13 protein-coding genes are annotated in these 15536 nt (G+C 39.7%); 2 read left to right on the plus strand and 11 right to left on the minus strand.

What is annotated here, in order from left to right; translation table 11 throughout:
• Window positions 1-43 precede the first annotated feature (43 nt).
• The 4 genes from HMPREF1517_RS08345 to HMPREF1517_RS08360 form a co-directional block, all read right to left on the minus strand.
• Entirely contained in the window at window positions 44-1090 is a 1047-nt protein-coding gene (locus HMPREF1517_RS08345; protein WP_037601070.1) for an aldose epimerase family protein, read from the minus strand.
• 69 nt (window positions 1091-1159) lie between these two features.
• The gene (gene galE, locus HMPREF1517_RS08350; RefSeq protein ID WP_002888050.1) at window positions 1160-2161 is read right to left on the minus strand and encodes a UDP-glucose 4-epimerase GalE; all 1002 of its coding nucleotides are present in this window, start codon (window positions 2159-2161) and stop codon (window positions 1160-1162) included.
• Window positions 2162-2190: 29 nt separating this feature from the next.
• Window positions 2191-3672 (minus strand): UDP-glucose--hexose-1-phosphate uridylyltransferase, encoded by a 1482-nt coding sequence (galT, locus tag HMPREF1517_RS08355; protein WP_037601074.1) that lies wholly within the window; start codon window positions 3670-3672, stop codon window positions 2191-2193.
• Window positions 3673-3691: 19 nt separating this feature from the next.
• Window positions 3692-4858, minus strand: coding sequence for a galactokinase (locus tag HMPREF1517_RS08360; RefSeq protein WP_037601077.1), 1167 nt, complete (start codon window positions 4856-4858; stop codon window positions 3692-3694).
• Between the two features lie 140 nt (window positions 4859-4998).
• Here HMPREF1517_RS08360 and HMPREF1517_RS08365 point away from each other — a divergent pair, with 140 nt between their 5' ends.
• Entirely contained in the window at window positions 4999-5994 is a 996-nt protein-coding gene (locus HMPREF1517_RS08365; RefSeq protein ID WP_013990346.1) for a LacI family DNA-binding transcriptional regulator, read from the plus strand.
• Between the two features lie 58 nt (window positions 5995-6052).
• Here HMPREF1517_RS08365 and dexB read toward each other — a convergent pair whose 3' ends face one another.
• From dexB to HMPREF1517_RS08395, 6 genes are all read right to left on the minus strand, one after another.
• Window positions 6053-7663 carry a glucan 1,6-alpha-glucosidase DexB gene (dexB, locus tag HMPREF1517_RS08370; RefSeq protein ID WP_037601083.1) on the minus strand — a complete coding sequence of 537 codons (1611 nt, stop codon included), beginning with the start codon at window positions 7661-7663 and terminating at the stop codon, window positions 6053-6055.
• Window positions 7664-7895: 232 nt separating this feature from the next.
• On the minus strand, window positions 7896-9200 hold the full coding sequence (locus HMPREF1517_RS08375; protein ID WP_037601086.1) for a sensor histidine kinase: 1305 nt from the start codon (window positions 9198-9200) through the stop codon (window positions 7896-7898).
• Window positions 9197-9850, minus strand: a complete 654-nt coding sequence (locus tag HMPREF1517_RS08380) for a response regulator transcription factor (RefSeq protein ID WP_002891287.1) — start codon at window positions 9848-9850, stop codon at window positions 9197-9199. The genes HMPREF1517_RS08375 and HMPREF1517_RS08380 overlap by 4 nt, the downstream gene beginning before the upstream one ends.
• Window positions 9851-9921: 71 nt before the next feature.
• Window positions 9922-11298 carry an ABC transporter permease gene (locus tag HMPREF1517_RS08385; RefSeq protein ID WP_037601088.1) on the minus strand — a complete coding sequence of 459 codons (1377 nt, stop codon included), beginning with the start codon at window positions 11296-11298 and terminating at the stop codon, window positions 9922-9924.
• A gap of 13 nt (window positions 11299-11311) precedes the next feature.
• A complete protein-coding gene (locus HMPREF1517_RS08390) occupies window positions 11312-11944 on the minus strand; it encodes an ABC transporter ATP-binding protein (RefSeq protein WP_002885283.1) in 633 nt (210 codons plus the stop codon).
• A 15-nt stretch (window positions 11945-11959) separates the two neighbouring features.
• The gene (locus tag HMPREF1517_RS08395) at window positions 11960-13219 is read right to left on the minus strand and encodes an ABC transporter permease (protein WP_037601091.1); all 1260 of its coding nucleotides are present in this window, start codon (window positions 13217-13219) and stop codon (window positions 11960-11962) included.
• A 222-nt stretch (window positions 13220-13441) separates the two neighbouring features.
• Here HMPREF1517_RS08395 and HMPREF1517_RS08400 point away from each other — a divergent pair, with 222 nt between their 5' ends.
• Window positions 13442-14926, plus strand: coding sequence for a DUF1846 domain-containing protein (locus HMPREF1517_RS08400; RefSeq protein ID WP_037601095.1), 1485 nt, complete (start codon window positions 13442-13444; stop codon window positions 14924-14926).
• Between the two features lie 221 nt (window positions 14927-15147).
• Here HMPREF1517_RS08400 and HMPREF1517_RS08405 read toward each other — a convergent pair whose 3' ends face one another.
• Entirely contained in the window at window positions 15148-15492 is a 345-nt protein-coding gene (locus tag HMPREF1517_RS08405; RefSeq protein ID WP_037601098.1) for a hypothetical protein, read from the minus strand.
• Window positions 15493-15536 lie beyond the last annotated feature (44 nt).

Raw genomic sequence — 15536 nt, forward strand, 5'->3', positions numbered from 1 at the left:
CAATAGTTTTAGTGATTTTTACTAAACTTTTACTAAAACATGATTATTTTGATGAATTAAAATATTGGAAACCGATTTCATAGCTTACACTATGCCCCTCCTCCAAGATGATATCTCCAAAATCTGTATGATTAACGGCATCTGGGAGTGTTTGAGCTTCCATAGCTATAGCTTCTCGTCCTTTTGCAATTGTTCCCCGATCTCTCGCAAAGTAAATATTATCCTCTATAATATCCATAGTATAAATAACTAAACCATTTCTGTTAGAGAAGATTTCAATACCATCTCCGCTTTCTTTGTCATGGAGAACAGCTACTTCTTTCACATGGTCACAAGTTTCGCCACCTACTACAAAAGCATCATCGAAACCTTGATTTGCTTCAATTCGAGGTAGCAAGTCAGTTGTCTTTCTAAAATCATAATTCGTTCCATCTACATTAATTTTTTGTCCTGTTGGAATTAACTCAGAATCCAACTCTAAACGATAGTCTGAATAGATTTTTAACTCATGAGTTGACAAATCTTGCTTGTCACTAAGATTAAAGTAGACATGATTGGTCGGATTAAAGACTGTTGACTCTGTAACATCGAAGGCTTCAAAGAAGATTGATAAGCGATTGCTGTTGTTAAGTCTGTAGGTAATAGAAACTGACATGTCACCAGGGAACCCATCGACACTTGAGTAAAGTCTTCTAACAAACTTTGTCTCAACATATTCCTCTGTCAAGTTTGTGACATAATTCCAATTTTGAACCTGCATTCCTTTTGGACCGCCATGTAAACAGTTTTCTCCCTCATTCTTAGGAAGGCTATAAAGAACCATATTATGAGTATACGAAGCTTTCCCAATTCTTCCAGCAACCCTACCAATGGACTGGCAGGCACATAAATTATTCTTATAGTAATCCTCGTAATCACTGAAACCAAGTACTATATTTTTAAGAGCACCAGTTTCCGTTGGAACCAAAAACTCCTGAAGTGTAGCACCTGTTGTGAGTGTGGAAATGACAACACCATTATTATTTTCCATTGAAATTTTACTGACATCGCCTGAATCAACTTTTCCAATAATCTCGCAGCTTATTTTCATATTTTTTCCTCAAAAAACAAAGAGTACAATAATTATATATACTCTTTGACCCTTTGTTTATTATTTTAATTATCCTCGATCATCGTACCCTTTTGGATGGCTAGAATGCCATGCCCAAGCACTTGCGATGATTTTTTCGATGTTATCAAATTGTGGTTTCCATCCAAGAACTGTACGTGCTTTTTCAGATGAAGCAATCAATGTATCAGGATCACCAGGACGACGATCAGCTTTTTCAGCTGGAATTTCTTTACCAGTTACCTTACGAGCGGCTTCAAGAATTTGAAGGTTTGAGAAACCTGTTGAAGAGCCTAGGTTGAAGGCTGTTGACTCATTTCCTTTACGAAGATATTCAACAGCAAGGAGGTGAGCATCAGCCAAGTCAAATGGGTGAACATAGTCACGAACATTTGTACCATCTGGAGTGTTGTAGTCATCACCAAAAATCATGATTTTTTCACGAACACCTTGAGCTACTTGAAGGATAATTGGAAGAAGGTGAGTTTCTGGACCATGGTCTTCACCGATAGATCCATCAGGTTTTGCACCAGCAACGTTGAAGTAACGAAGTGGCACATATTTAATACCATAAGCTTTATCAGACCACTTCATGATAGTTTCCATCATCAACTTACTTTCACCATATGGGTTGATAGGGTTTTGTGGTGTTGTTTCAAGAATTGGAATTTCTTCTGGGATACCGTAAGTTGCTGCTGTTGATGAGAAGACAATGTATTTAACACCGCATTCGTTCATAACTTCAAGCAATTTAACCATTCCAGCTGTATTGTTATCAAAATATTTGAGTGGTTTTTCCATTGATTCACCAACCAATGAATAGGCCGCAAAGTGAATAACGGCATCAACATCAGGATTTTCTTTGAAGACCTTTCTCATAAAATCTTGATCAGAGAGATCGCCTTGGTAGAAAATAGCATCTGGATGTACGGCAGCACGGTGACCGGTTACCAAACTATCTACTACTACTACTTTTTCTTGACCTTTTTCAACTAAGCGATCAACCATGTGAGAACCGATATAACCAGCTCCACCTAATACTAAAATTGCCATTTCTTATCTCCTTTCTTCAGAAAAAACAATTAATCAGCTAAATTTACAAAATCTACAAATGCTTTAAACTGATCTAAGCCTTCACTATTAGTCTTATAAACACCTGCATCTTCTAGTACACGAGCAAAGATATCTGCAACAGATTGTCGAACAACTTCTGTCACTTCCTCAGCCGTAACATTCGGATTTTGAGCTTTGAGTTCATCTGCCCATTCTTGGTGAATTGGAGCAACTTGCTTACCTTGACCCAATAGATAATCTTCAACATCTTTAAGTTCTGTTTTCAAACGAGGTGGAAGAATGGCCAATCCCATAACTTCAATCAAACCGATGTTTTCTTTCTTAATATGTTGAACATCTTTATGTGGGTGGTAGATACCGTCTGGATGTTCTTCAGAAGTTTGATTGTCACGAAGAACCAAATCCAATTCAAATTTGCCGTCTTTTCTACGAGCAATTGGGGTAATGGTGTGGTGAGGTTGTCCATCAGACTCAGCCAAGACACCAGCTTTTTCGTCTGAATAACCACGCCAGCAATTTAAAATTTTGGTTGCAAGAGCAATAAGTCTTTCCTTATCTTCACTTCTTAAACGAAGAACTGACATAGGCCAATTAACGATACCAGCCTCAACATCAGAGTAACCATCAAAACTAACTTTTTCTTTAATGCCTGCTACTTCCATTGGGAAGGTATGGCGACCACCTTGATAGTGTTCATGTGTAAGAATCGAACCACCTACAATTGGAAGATCGGCATTTGAACCTGCGAAGTAACCAGGAAATGCTTCAACAATTGATAGGAGACGACCAAACGTCAATGGACTGATGTGCATTGGTTCGTGCTTACCATAAAAGAAGATAGAATGTTCATTAAAGTAAGCATATGGTGAATATTGGAAGCCCCAGTCATTTCCTTCCATTTGGAAACGAATAACACGATGATTACTACGTGCTGGGTGATTGATGCGACCTAGATAACCTTCATTTTCCATACAAAGTTGGCATTTTGGATAATCAGAAGCTACCGCATTTTTAGCTGCAGCGATGGCTTTTGGATCTTTTTCAGGTTTTGAAAGGTTAATCGTAATTTCCAAGTCACCGTATTTAGTTGGTGCTTTATATGCAATATTTTGTGCAATGGCTTTGACTTTCACATAATCATTTCGTTTACTTTGTGCATAAAAGTCAGCAATTGCTTGCTCTGGGTTAGATTTATAAGTATCCCAGAAGTTACGATTGACAAGGCTAGGGCTTGGTGTAATCAAGTCCATGAGTTGAGCACCGATGATATCTTGTTCTTCATTAAGTTCACCTACAGAACCAGCTTTAACACCTGCTTGAAGCAACTGGTCTTTAAGGTCAATCAATTCAGAGCTATCTGTTTCAACATCAGAAACTCCTTCTCCAACCAAAGCAAAAACTTTGTTTGTCAAATAGATACGGTCCAATTCCTCATAATCACTATTTTCAATAACCTGAGTTACAAAAGTGTTTACTAAATTTTCAGCCATAATCTCTACTTCTTTCTCATTAATCAAGTACTCGTGAACCGCCAGCTACTTCAGCGATATAGAAGCTTGGTGCATAACCAACGACTTCTTCATAACGTTGACCAACTGCTTTTTTGAAGTCTTCAACTTTGTCTTTGTTTACAAGTGCGATGGCACATCCACCAAATCCCGCTCCTGTCATACGAGCTCCAAGGACACCTTCTTGTTCCCATGCTGTGTGTGCCAAAGTATCAAGTTCAAGACCTGTAACTTCGTAATCATGCTCCAATGATACGTGAGAAGCATTCATAAGACGACCAAAGCCTTCCAAATCTCCTGCTTCAAGAGCTTTACGAGCTTGAAGTGTGCGTTGATTTTCAAGAACTGCGTGACGGGCACGTTTGATACGGTTTTCGTCTTTAATCAAGTAGCTGTATGCATCAAATGTCCAGAGGTCCAATTCTCCAAGTGTTTGGATATCAAGTTTTTCTTGGAGTTCAGATACTGCTGTTTCACATTCAGCACGACGTTCATTGTATTTAGAATCAGCCAATTCACGACGTTTGTTAGTGTTCATGATAACAACAACATTGTCTTTAAGGTCAAGTGGTACCAAGTCATACTCTAAAGTATTTGTATCCAAGTAAATCGCACGTTGATCAGCTCCCATACCAATAGCGAATTGGTCCATGATACCAGAGTTAACGCCGATAAAGTCATTTTCAGTCTGCTTACCGATTTTAACCAAGTCAAGTCGTTCCAATTTAAGGTCATAAAGTTTTTCAGCAATAACACCAATCAATAATTCCAAAGATGATGATGATGACAAACCTGATCCATTTGGAATATTACCATAAATGTAAATATCCATACCTGAATCAATCGTATGACCAGCTTCTTGCAAGAAATGAAGAACACCTTTTGGATAGTTTGTCCAGTTGTGTTCTTTTTCAAAACGAAGATTTTCAAGTGGTACTTCGATGATTCCCTTATCTTCAAAGTTACCTGAGAAAAAACGCAAAACTTTGTCATCACGTTTGCGGGCCGCTCCGTAAGTACCTAGAGTAATAGCTGCTGGGAACACATGTCCACCGTTGTAGTCAGTGTGTTCACCAATCAAATTAATACGACCTGGAGAAAAGAAAGTATGTTCTGCTTCTACACCAAAAACTTCTTTAAACTTTTCTCTTAACTGTGATGTCTTCATAGGATGTACCTCACTTATTCTTTTTTACACTAACAGTGTAACCCCTTTCACAAGGAAAATCAATATTTTTACTGTTTTTTTAGTAAAAAATAGGTAAAATTTTAGAAATTATGATATACTTTGGATGAAAGGAGAACAATATGGCTACATTAAAAGATATCGCAAAATTGGCTGATGTATCAATCGCAACTGTTTCACGTGTTCTCAACCAAGATGAAAACCTCTCCGTTACTGAAGAAACCAGGCACCGTATTTTAACTGCGGCAGATGAAATCGGATATACCAAACATAAGAAAATCGGAAACTTGAAAAAAGAAAAACATCAAGTGGCAATTATCCAATGGGTAAGTGAGGAAGATGAGTTAGACGATCTCTACTACTACAACATTCGGCTTGGAATTGAAACAAGAGCCCATGAGCTAGACTACGAGATGCTTCGTTATTTCAATGACATTCCTTTTAGTCTCGCTGAAGAAGTCATAGGTATACTTTGTATCGGAAAGTTTAGTCGTGAACAGATTACTGAATTGGAATCATTGGGTAGATTACTGGTCTTTGTAGATAGTGATACCCTACTTCAGGGACATCCTTGTGTGACAACTGACTTTGAAAATGCTGTTCAAACGGCACTAAGTTATCTCACTGAGCAAGGGTGTAAGAGCATCGGTCTTTTAACAGGGCAAGAAAAAACAACGGATTCAACTGAAATCGTTCCGGAGCCTCGTTTACGTTCTTATCGTAACTACTGTATTGAAAAGAGCATCTATGACCCTCTTTTGATTCTTTCAGGTAATTTTACAGTTCAATCTGGCTATGACCTTTTAGCCTCTAAAATAGCAAGTGGTACACCCCTACCAGATGCCTACTTTGCTGCTAGTGATAGTCTGGCTATCGGTGCTCTTAGAGCCCTTCAGGAAAATGGCATTAATGTCCCAGAAGATATCCAGATTATCTCCTTTAATGACACCAGTCTAGCCAAACAAGTTTATCCGCCACTTTCTAGTGTCACTGTCTACACCGAAGAAATGGGACGAACTGCCATGGATGTCCTCAATAAACAAGTCTTGGCTCCAAGAGAAATCCCGACACTTACTATGTTGGGCACTAAACTGACTCTGAGAGAAAGTACGAAATAACAACTATTTAATAGATAAAAAGTGGTCGCCAACAGTCAGTTGACAACCACTTTTCTTTTTATTTCACCTTCACACAAATGGCATCCCAGGCTTGGAGTTTGCCTTGGTCTGTAATTGGCTCTAATTCGGTATTTGCAATGACAACTTCTGCTCTTTCGAAATCATAACAGAAGTCTTGTTCTTGGTCTGATAAATTGACTACAACCAGATAGCTACTATCTTTAGTCTTACGAATATAAGCAAATACTTTTGAAGCTGTCTCCAAGAGTTCAAAGTCAGCATCTACCAACCAATCTTGAGTTTTACGAAGCGCAACGAGCTTCTGATAGGTATAGAAAATCGATTCTGGATTGGCAAGGGCTGATTCAACATTTATGTCCTTATAGTTTGGATTAACAGGTAACCAAGTCTTATCCGATATGCTAAATCCAGCATTTTTAGAAGTATCCCATTGCATTGGTGTTCGAGCATTGTCACGACCCACCTGACGGATTTGGTCCATGATAACTTCTATCGATGCCCCTTTTTCGAGAGCTTCTTTGGCATAGTTGAGAGATTCAATGTCATTCAATTCTTCCAAAGTTCTAAATGGATAATTGGTCATGCCGATTTCTTCGCCCTGATAAATGTAAGGTGTTCCCCTCATCAGATGAAGGAGGATAGCCAAGGCCTTAGCTGACTTCTCACGATAGACACCAGTATCTCCCCACATTGAGAGAATACGAGGCAGATCATGATTATTCCAAAAAAGTGAGTTCCACCCTTGTCCCAACTCTAACTCGGTTTGCCATTTATTGAAAATAGCCTTAAGTGCTGAAACATCCAACTCCTTCTCATACTCCCATTTAGGGCTATCTGGCTTATGCTGAAGTCCAATATGTTCAAACTGGAAAACCATTGAAAGTTCTTGATTATCAGGATTTGAATACTGTTTAGCAATCTCAGGTGTCGCTCCCCAGGTTTCACCAACGGTTAGAAGGTCATGCTTGCCAAAGCTCGCCTGGTTCATTTCCTTAATGTAATCGTGAAGCCTTGGACCATTTGTATCAATCAGTTGATCTGGAATCTTACCAATCATATCAATCACATCCATGCGGAAACCACCGATTCCCTTATCAATCCAGAAATTCATCATGTCATAAACTTTCTGGCGCAACTGTGGATTTTCCCAATTAAGGTCTGGCTGTTTCTTACTAAAGAAATGCAGATAATATTGGCCTGAGGTCTCATCATATTCCCAAGCAGATCCACTAAAGATAGATACTAACTCATTAGGTTTGTCTCGCCAGATGTAGAAATCTCGTTCAGGACTTTCTGGATTTTCACGCGCCTCGATAAACCATGCATGTTCATCAGAGGTATGGTTAACCACCAAGTCCATAACAATTTGAATATCACGCTTCTTGGCTTCCGCCAAAAGCTCATCCATGTCACTCATGTCTCCAAAAATATCTGCAATAGCCTCATAGTTAGCGATATCATAGCCATTGTCATCCATTGGGCTGTCATAGACAGGTGAAAGCCATAGGGCTGTGATTCCGAGTTTTTGAAGATAATCTAGTTTACTTGTAATCCCCTTGAGATCACCGATACCATCACCATTGGAATCCATGAATGACTTGGGGTAAATTTGATAAATCGTAGCCTTGTGCCACCAGTATTTTTGCATGATTCTACTCCTCGTAGTTATTATTATCGTGAGTCTGATAGTTCTATTTTACGTTTTTCTAGAAGTTATGCAAGCGTTTTCTTTTGCTGTTTAAAACATTTCAATGACCTATACTCCAGACTCCTTAAACTTTTGGTAATATTGAAAAATAATAGAGTTGAAATGTAAGGTTAGCCTTTGCTTATTTTAACAATACAAAAAAAACGATGGTTAATAGCTTAACCATCGCTTTTTACTTTTTGGGCAAGACCATAACAAAGCGCCTCCCCGTAGAACTTTCTTCAAATCTATAGCTAAGTTCCTCATGCTCTAAAAGGTATTTGACCACAAAAAGGCCTAATCCTCCTTCTTTCTTAGACTGAGCTTTAGTTGAAATATTTTCTTTAGATACACTCGTATTTTCAATGACAAAATCAGTTCCTTCATTTTCTAAACCTATTCGAATCACTCCACCCTTATCAGAATGCTTGACTGCATTACTGATGATATTTGAGAGAACCAATTTCAAAATAGGTAAATTCATGAAAATACTAGTTGCCGGAAGATAATTGTCAATTGATAGGGAGCGATTCTCAACCAACACTTGATTTTGAGTGAGTATCCGATTTACCACATCATCTAACTGAATCCACTCCTTATCACCACCTAATTCTTGAACAGAAGATAAAGACAGGATCTCTAGGACAATCTGGTTCATCTCATCGACGATATCGAGGGAGACAGACAGATAGCGGTCCCGATCCTTGTAGCGACCAATTTTATCTCGCATATTTTCTAGGATAATCTTCAAGCTGGCCAGAGGTGTCTTGAGCTCATGCGAGGCCCCTCGTAGGAATTCCACCTTCATCTGCTCCAACTTCAGATTTTCCTGTTTCTGCTGTTCTAGATTGTCAATCACCTCTAGGAGATGATGATAGAGGTCGTTGATCTGTTGCTTAAGGACACCAATCTCATCCTGCGAGTGAATAGGAAGACTGGCTGTTCGATCCAGCCGTTTCATCCGCTTGGTCATCTGCTTGATCTCAAGGATCGGAGCAGAAATCATGCGGGCATAGAGATAGGAGGCAATTAGCGACAGAACAAAGGAAGCAAGGAGACTATAGGGAAGAAAGCCTAGACTGATGTCCCGCGCTTCCTTTTGCGAATCGACGGTCGCTAAGAATTGCAAGGTTAAGTCTTTCCCTTCCTTGGTCTGAATCTTTCGCTCTTCAATCACCAGGGAATTATTCTGGCTGTCAGGGTTCACGAGCAGGTCATCCTTGACCTCTAGGGCATTTTGTTTTTCCTTGCCCTTAATCGAGACCTTGATATCATTGGTCTTGGAATAAAGGTCGATGACCGACTCAATGGTCCCTTCTTCCTGACCCTGGAAACTCTTAGCCAGGGCTTGCGATTTCTTCAAAATCGTCTGGCGCTGGGACTCGATATAGGACGATGGAAAAATAAAGTAAACCGAAGCATGTAGAAGGATGACTAAGCTACTAAAAAGGGCAAAGGTGATCAGAAAGATTTTTGCAAAGATACTCCGTTTGGTCATGGTCTCTCCAATTTGTAACCTACATTGCGTACCGTAACGATACAGTCCAGCTCCAGTTTTTTTCGTAGTTCCTTGATATAGACATCGATCACCCGGTCAAAAGGAATCTCCTCTGTCTCCTTCCAGACGGCATCGAGGATCTGAGAGCGGGTCCGGGCCTTGCCCTCATGCTGGAGCAAGTATTCCAAGATTTCCAACTCCTTGGCATTCATGGAAATAGCTTGCCCAGCTAGGCTGGCTGTATAACTCTCAAAATCCACCCGTGCCTCTCCATAGGTGAAGACCCGTGAAGGTTGAAGCTTTTTAAAAATAGCTTCGATACGGACCTTCAAGAGGGACAAGGAGAAGGGTTTTTCCAGGTAGCCATCTGCCAACTCTCCAAAGGCTGTCAACTTATAGTCCTCGTCATGGAAGGCCGTTAGCATGAGGACAGGGACTGAGCTGGTCTTGCGAATGGTCTTGAGGACTTCCAAGCCATTGAGGATAGGAAGCTGGATGTCCAGCAAGACTAGATCCGGCGCTTCTTTGTGAAAGAGGTCCAGGGCCTCCTGCCCATCGCCTGCTTCAAAGACCTCATAGCCACATTCCATGAGATAGTCGCTCATCCCTTCTCGAATCAGGACTTCATCTTCTACGATTAGTATCTTCATACATTATCCTTTTCATCTATATATAGTCGCTTTCTTTCATTATACCGTTTTTTATAGGTGCAGCAAACTTATCATTCAACATCAACTAAGAGGTCTTTGGGTTTCTTGTGAAGAAGCCAGCGAGAAGAAATTAAGGATACCAAGCTTAAGATAAAGCCACCGACTAGAATAACTACTAAAAGTTGCTTAGGTTGGACTGTCATATGAATCTGAGTCAGAGTCTTACTGAAGCTCTCTGCCTCAGCCCCTCCACCGAGATTTGCAGCTAGAGATTCTTTTGTCATTTGCTTATTGATACCTTCCGTAACATTGGAAAGGACTGTTTTACCAACTTTTTCGGCAAAGAAACTCGCTAAACCATATGATAAAAGAAAGGCTGGTAAGGCAATCATCAGTAATTCCATTAAAAATTGACCCGCAACCTGTGTCTTTTTAAGTCCCAAGGCCAAAAAGATACCAACTTCTCTACGACGAGCATTTAACCATAAAATCAACAGAAGGGTTAGCAATAAACTTGTAAAAATGAGACTTCCAATAAACATACGATTTGCCACACGATACATCCCAAGAATAGATTCCTGTAAAGCAGGGTAGTTTGATGAACTCTTAACAAGATCGTAGAGGGTCCAGTTAATGTCCAACTTTTGAATCTTTGCTATCAAGGAATCAATATTTTGATCACCTTTAGCAAAGAAAGTGGCATCCTCATAAGTGGCAGTTTCTACGGTATTTCCATAGAGTTTTGCTACTGTGTCTAGATCAGTGATGAGGGTGTTTTCATACAACTCCTGAGCATAGGTAACGGCTGCTTTATTTTGACCAGAAAATAAACCTTTGATAGTCACTTCTACTGTTTCATCAGCCCTTTTTTCGTTATCAGCGTCATAGAGATTAGATTTAAGCTTTACTTTATCTCCTACATTAAGACCATTCTTTTTAGCTAAATCTTCGTGCATCAAGATTTGATTATGATCCTTATCGGATAGATGTTCTCCTTCAACTAGTTTATAAGCACCTGAAACAAATTTGTCTTCTTTTGATGAGTCATTGACTCCTGTCAACATCAAGGTAGACTTAAAATTTTTAGCACGTTCTGGAGACTGATTTTGTAGCGTTTGCTCTGTTTCGATAATCTCATAATCTAGTAAATCACCAATACCATTTATCCGTTTTATAGTCGAAACAATCCCTTTAGTCTCACTAATCTTTTTAATATCTTCTCCCTTAAGATTTCCAGCCCCACGAGGAGTTCCAGGATTCGTGTTACGATTAATCTGCATTGAAAAACTATTGGTAATTGACCCTAGACTCTTGGACGCAGCTTCTTGGGTTGCACTTCGCATAGCAAGTCCTAACAAACTAAGAGTACTCATCAAAAGAATAATAATTAACAGTAATAGTGACTTTGACCATTTTCGTGTAATATATGCAAAAGCGTTTCGAAACATAAGAGTCCTTTCTTTATTTTTTCTTTTCTATGAGTTGTTTCTTCTTCAACTCTAAAACCACATCAGATGCCTGAGCAACTTCCTTACTGTGCGTAACAACTATGACACATTTTTGGCGATCTAAGGCCATTCTTTTAAGGATAGCAATAATATCCTTCGCAGTTTCCTCGTCTAGATTTCCTGTCGGTTCATCTGCTAAGATAATTGGAGCCTCTGAAACCAAAGCCCGCGCAATAGCTACACGTTGTTGTTGCCCACCTGAAAGTTGCAGGACATTTCGATTAATTTGTTTTTCATCTAATCCCAATTCAGAAAGTATCTTCCTATCGGCATTTTTATTAACAAGTCGTACATTTTCTAAAGGTGTAAGATAATCAATGAGATTGTAATTTTGAAAAACAAGCGCAACATGGTGTCTACGATGATAACTAGAGCCTTTTTTCTTGATATTTTCTCCATTAAACAAGACCTGCCCCTTCTTGGGATAATCAAGACCTGCCAAAAGGGAAAGTAAGGTCGATTTTCCCGCTCCAGATTGCCCAATAATACTATAAAATTTACCTTTCTCGAAACGATAATTCACTTTCGAGAGGATAGCTTCACTTTTATTTTGATAACTATACGTAACATCTTTGAGTTCTAACATAGTGTTCCTTTCTCCTTAACTCATATTAGATAAGATTTCTTTTGGAGTTTTACGCCAAATGAGACCTGTTGTCACACCGAGCGATAATATTACCAAGACTAGAAGACTTAGATAAGATTGGCCTAAAGGTAGTCCCTGAGGTATTTGATCTAATAACTGAAGAGCCTGCTGCTGTCCTTGCTGTCCTATAAATTCTTGCAAAAACAGTCGACTTAGTAGCCGTCCAATAGCAAGGGCAGGTAGCAAAGACATAAGAGACACCAACAATATCTCCATAAGAAATTGAGCAAAAATGCGTCCCTTGCTCTTCCCAATTGCTAAAAGAATACCTATCTCATGATTTCTCTCACGCGTCCATAGTGCCATTAAAAATGAGAGGATCCCTGCTCCTGTAACAATTAAACTAATCATCATCGTTCTGACGATTCCTTGTAGCGCTTTAGACGATTCCTTCAAGGAGTCAAAAGCCTTACGGTCCTCGTCCAAACGTAGACGATACCAATCGATATCTAATTGTTCTACTTGTTTAATGACTTGGTCGATCCTATCTGGATTCTTAATACCAAAGGATAATTTTGTCACTAACTTATCAGTCAAATTAAGCAGCTGGCTAGAGTCCTCATAATGGAGGAAGACTTGATTTTCACTTAAATCTGAGGACATTCCAGTAAATGTCTCCTCCTTCTTGCCAGAAAAAATACCAACGATATCAAAGCTCATTTTCTTAGCTCTATTTTCAGTCCCCTGAAAATTGGACAAGGTCAGCTTGTCTCCGACGCTTAGCTTATTTTTCCTAGCAAGCGATTCATGAATCAAAATTTGCCTTTTAGCAGATATGTGCTTCCCCTTAATGAGTTGAAAAGCACCACTCCTAAAATCAACACTTTGGCCTGTTTCCTTAGTAAAAGTGGCTCCCAAGGCTTGATTAGCCTCATTATCAAGATCATCACGTTCCACCGTTTGTTTTCCTGTAACTACCTTCTTATCGATAAGTCGCACCGGACTTACATATTGAGGTATCGTTGAAATCACATCAGATAGATGACTAATCTTTGCCCCCTCTTTCCAGGAAAAGGCACTCCCTCTTTCTTTACTTACCAGATCAAAACTTGCCCCACTTGACTTCCTGATTTGTGCCTCCATTCCTCCACCAACTTGCATAAGAGAAAAACAAAAATACAAGCAAGATAATATCAAAAATAAAATAAGAAAAAGGATAAAATTCCGCGTTTTTTTGCGGAAAATATAAGCAACTGCCTGTTGTAAGAGAATCATCTTCCACCTCCATTTAAGACATTGGCCCTCAGCTACACCAAAGATAAATGAGGACTCTTCATTTTTCTTATCCTAATTATAGACGACAAATGTGAAACCTTTATGAAATTAAATATTCTAATTATGATTGACTTTAAACTCTTTTTCTCCAACAAATCGACTTTCGCCAATAGCATTTACCTCAGGCATTTGATATAATTTTCCTCAGAGGTATTTTTATTTATGAAGAAACAAGCTTTTAGTTCTGAACAGTATTTGAATCTGCAACGCGACCATATTTTGGAGCGTATTAACCAGTTTGACGGGAAACTCTACTTGGAGTTTGGTGGTAAAATGTTGGAGGATTTCCACGCTGCTCGTGTCCTTCCTGGTTATGAGCCTGACAATAAAATCAAGCTCCTTCAAGAGCTCAAAGATCAGGTTGAAGTGGTCATTGCCATCAATGCCAGCAATATCGAGCACTCTAAGGCTCGTGGTGACCTTGGCATTTCTTACGACCAAGAGGTCCTTCGTCTGATTGATAAATTCAACGAGCTCAATATCTATGTGGGTTCTGTTGTTATTACGCAGTATTCAGGTCAACCTGCAGCCGATGCTTTCCGTAACCAATTGGAAAAAAATGGCATCAAATCTTACATCCACTACCCAATCAAGGGCTATCCGACGGATATGAACCATATCATTTCTCCTGAAGGTATGGGAAAAAATGACTATATCAAGACTAGCCGTAACCTTATCGTCGTTACTGCTCCTGGTCCTGGTTCTGGTAAATTGGCGACATGTATGTCTAACATGTACCACGACCAAATCAATGGCATCAAATCAGGTTATGCAAAATTTGAAACCTTCCCAGTTTGGAATTTGCCACTTCATCACCCAGTCAACTTGGCCTATGAAGCTGCCACTGCCGACCTTGATGATGTCAATATGATTGACCCATTCCACTTGGAAACTTATGGCAAAACTACGGTAAACTACAACCGTGACATCGAGATTTTCCCAGTCCTCAAACGTATGCTTGAGCGCATCCTTGGTGAGTCACCTTACGCTTCACCTACAGATATGGGTGTTAACATGGTTGGTTTTGCCATTACGGATGATGAGGCAGCCAAAGAAGCTTCTAAACAAGAAATCATCCGTCGCTACTATCAAACCGTCCTTGATTTCAAAAATGAACGTGTTCCTGAGACTGCTGTCAAGAAGATTGAGTTGCTCATGAATGACCTTGGTATTACTCCTGAAGATCGCCAAGTGGTTGTTGCAGCACGCACTAAGGCTGAAGAAACAGGTGGTTCTGCTCTTGCCCTCGAATTGCCAAATGGTCAAATCGTCACTGGTAAGAATTCAGAACTCTTTGGTCCAACTGCAGCTGCTTTGATTAATGCTATCAAGACTTCTGCAGGTATTGATAAGGATACTAAACTTATCGAGCCTGAGGTGGTTAAACCTATCCAAGGTCTGAAAATTGACCATCTGGGTAGCCGTAATCCTCGTCTCCACTCCAACGAAATCCTTATCGCCTTGGCCATTACAGCTGCCAACAATGCGGATGCGGCGCGTGCCATGGAGGAACTTGGTAACCTCAAAGGTTCTGAAGCTCACTCAACAATCATTCTTACCGATGAAGACAAAAATGTTCTTCGTAAGCTCGGTATCAATGTGACCTTCGATCCTTACTATCAATACGACAAATTGTACCGTAAGTAATTCATGATTTAAAACAAGAAAGACCTCCGTTTTACTAACTGGGGTCTTTTCGAAATCACTTTAGCTGGAGAAAGAAAAAAGGGAAACTCTATCGAGTTCCCTTTTTGATAACCCACTCTTTCGTCTCGACCCGTTCCCAATGAAAAGGGAGTGGCCTAGCATTATTATGAAAAAGTGAGTTAAAGGTATCAAACAGAGGGCTAAGCCACTCCCGATTCTAATCAGCCTACGATTTCTATCTTGAGAAAAGGTAAGCTAAAAAGCAAAATTATAGTAGATAGGACAGCAACAAGTGGGAGATAACGACCTCCAACAAGATAAAGTAACAATGGCGCTATCGCTATAAAGCGATTTAGAAAATTGCTAGTAACACGGACAATTTGCCCATCCTCCACCGTAATAGTGTTAGACTTGTAACCCAATTTTCCGACACTCAAACGAGCTTTTGACGATGGTAGGGAAACGCTCACGTCTTCCACTCCAGAAACTGTCCCCACAAGACTACTGTCTACGCGAATAGGACTCTTTCTAGCTACCTTGCTCGCTTCTATTGTAATACTAGCCACTAGTCATCTCCTTTTCCTATCTTTTCATTTATAGTATACACCTT

It is taken from the genome of Streptococcus sp. ACS2 (assembly GCF_000525585.1).
Classification (GTDB): domain Bacteria; phylum Bacillota; class Bacilli; order Lactobacillales; family Streptococcaceae; genus Streptococcus.

What these genes read in the sequence shown, in the direction of transcription:
- HMPREF1517_RS08345 (WP_037601070.1), bottom strand. Translation starts at nt 1,090, where the DNA reads ATGAAAATAAGCTGCGAGATTATTGGAAAAGTTGATTCAGGCGATGTC.
- HMPREF1517_RS08365 (WP_013990346.1), top strand. Translation starts at nt 4,999, where the DNA reads ATGGCTACATTAAAAGATATCGCAAAATTGGCTGATGTATCAATCGCA.
- HMPREF1517_RS08390 (WP_002885283.1), bottom strand. Translation starts at nt 11,944, where the DNA reads ATGTTAGAACTCAAAGATGTTACGTATAGTTATCAAAATAAAAGTGAA.
- galT (WP_037601074.1), bottom strand. Translation starts at nt 3,672, where the DNA reads ATGGCTGAAAATTTAGTAAACACTTTTGTAACTCAGGTTATTGAAAAT.
- HMPREF1517_RS08360 (WP_037601077.1), bottom strand. Translation starts at nt 4,858, where the DNA reads ATGAAGACATCACAGTTAAGAGAAAAGTTTAAAGAAGTTTTTGGTGTA.
- HMPREF1517_RS08375 (WP_037601086.1), bottom strand. Translation starts at nt 9,200, where the DNA reads ATGACCAAACGGAGTATCTTTGCAAAAATCTTTCTGATCACCTTTGCC.
- HMPREF1517_RS08400 (WP_037601095.1), top strand. Translation starts at nt 13,442, where the DNA reads ATGAAGAAACAAGCTTTTAGTTCTGAACAGTATTTGAATCTGCAACGC.
- HMPREF1517_RS08385 (WP_037601088.1), bottom strand. Translation starts at nt 11,298, where the DNA reads ATGTTTCGAAACGCTTTTGCATATATTACACGAAAATGGTCAAAGTCA.
- HMPREF1517_RS08380 (WP_002891287.1), bottom strand. Translation starts at nt 9,850, where the DNA reads ATGAAGATACTAATCGTAGAAGATGAAGTCCTGATTCGAGAAGGGATG.
- HMPREF1517_RS08395 (WP_037601091.1), bottom strand. Translation starts at nt 13,219, where the DNA reads ATGATTCTCTTACAACAGGCAGTTGCTTATATTTTCCGCAAAAAAACG.
- dexB (WP_037601083.1), bottom strand. Translation starts at nt 7,663, where the DNA reads ATGCAAAAATACTGGTGGCACAAGGCTACGATTTATCAAATTTACCCC.
- galE (WP_002888050.1), bottom strand. Translation starts at nt 2,161, where the DNA reads ATGGCAATTTTAGTATTAGGTGGAGCTGGTTATATCGGTTCTCACATG.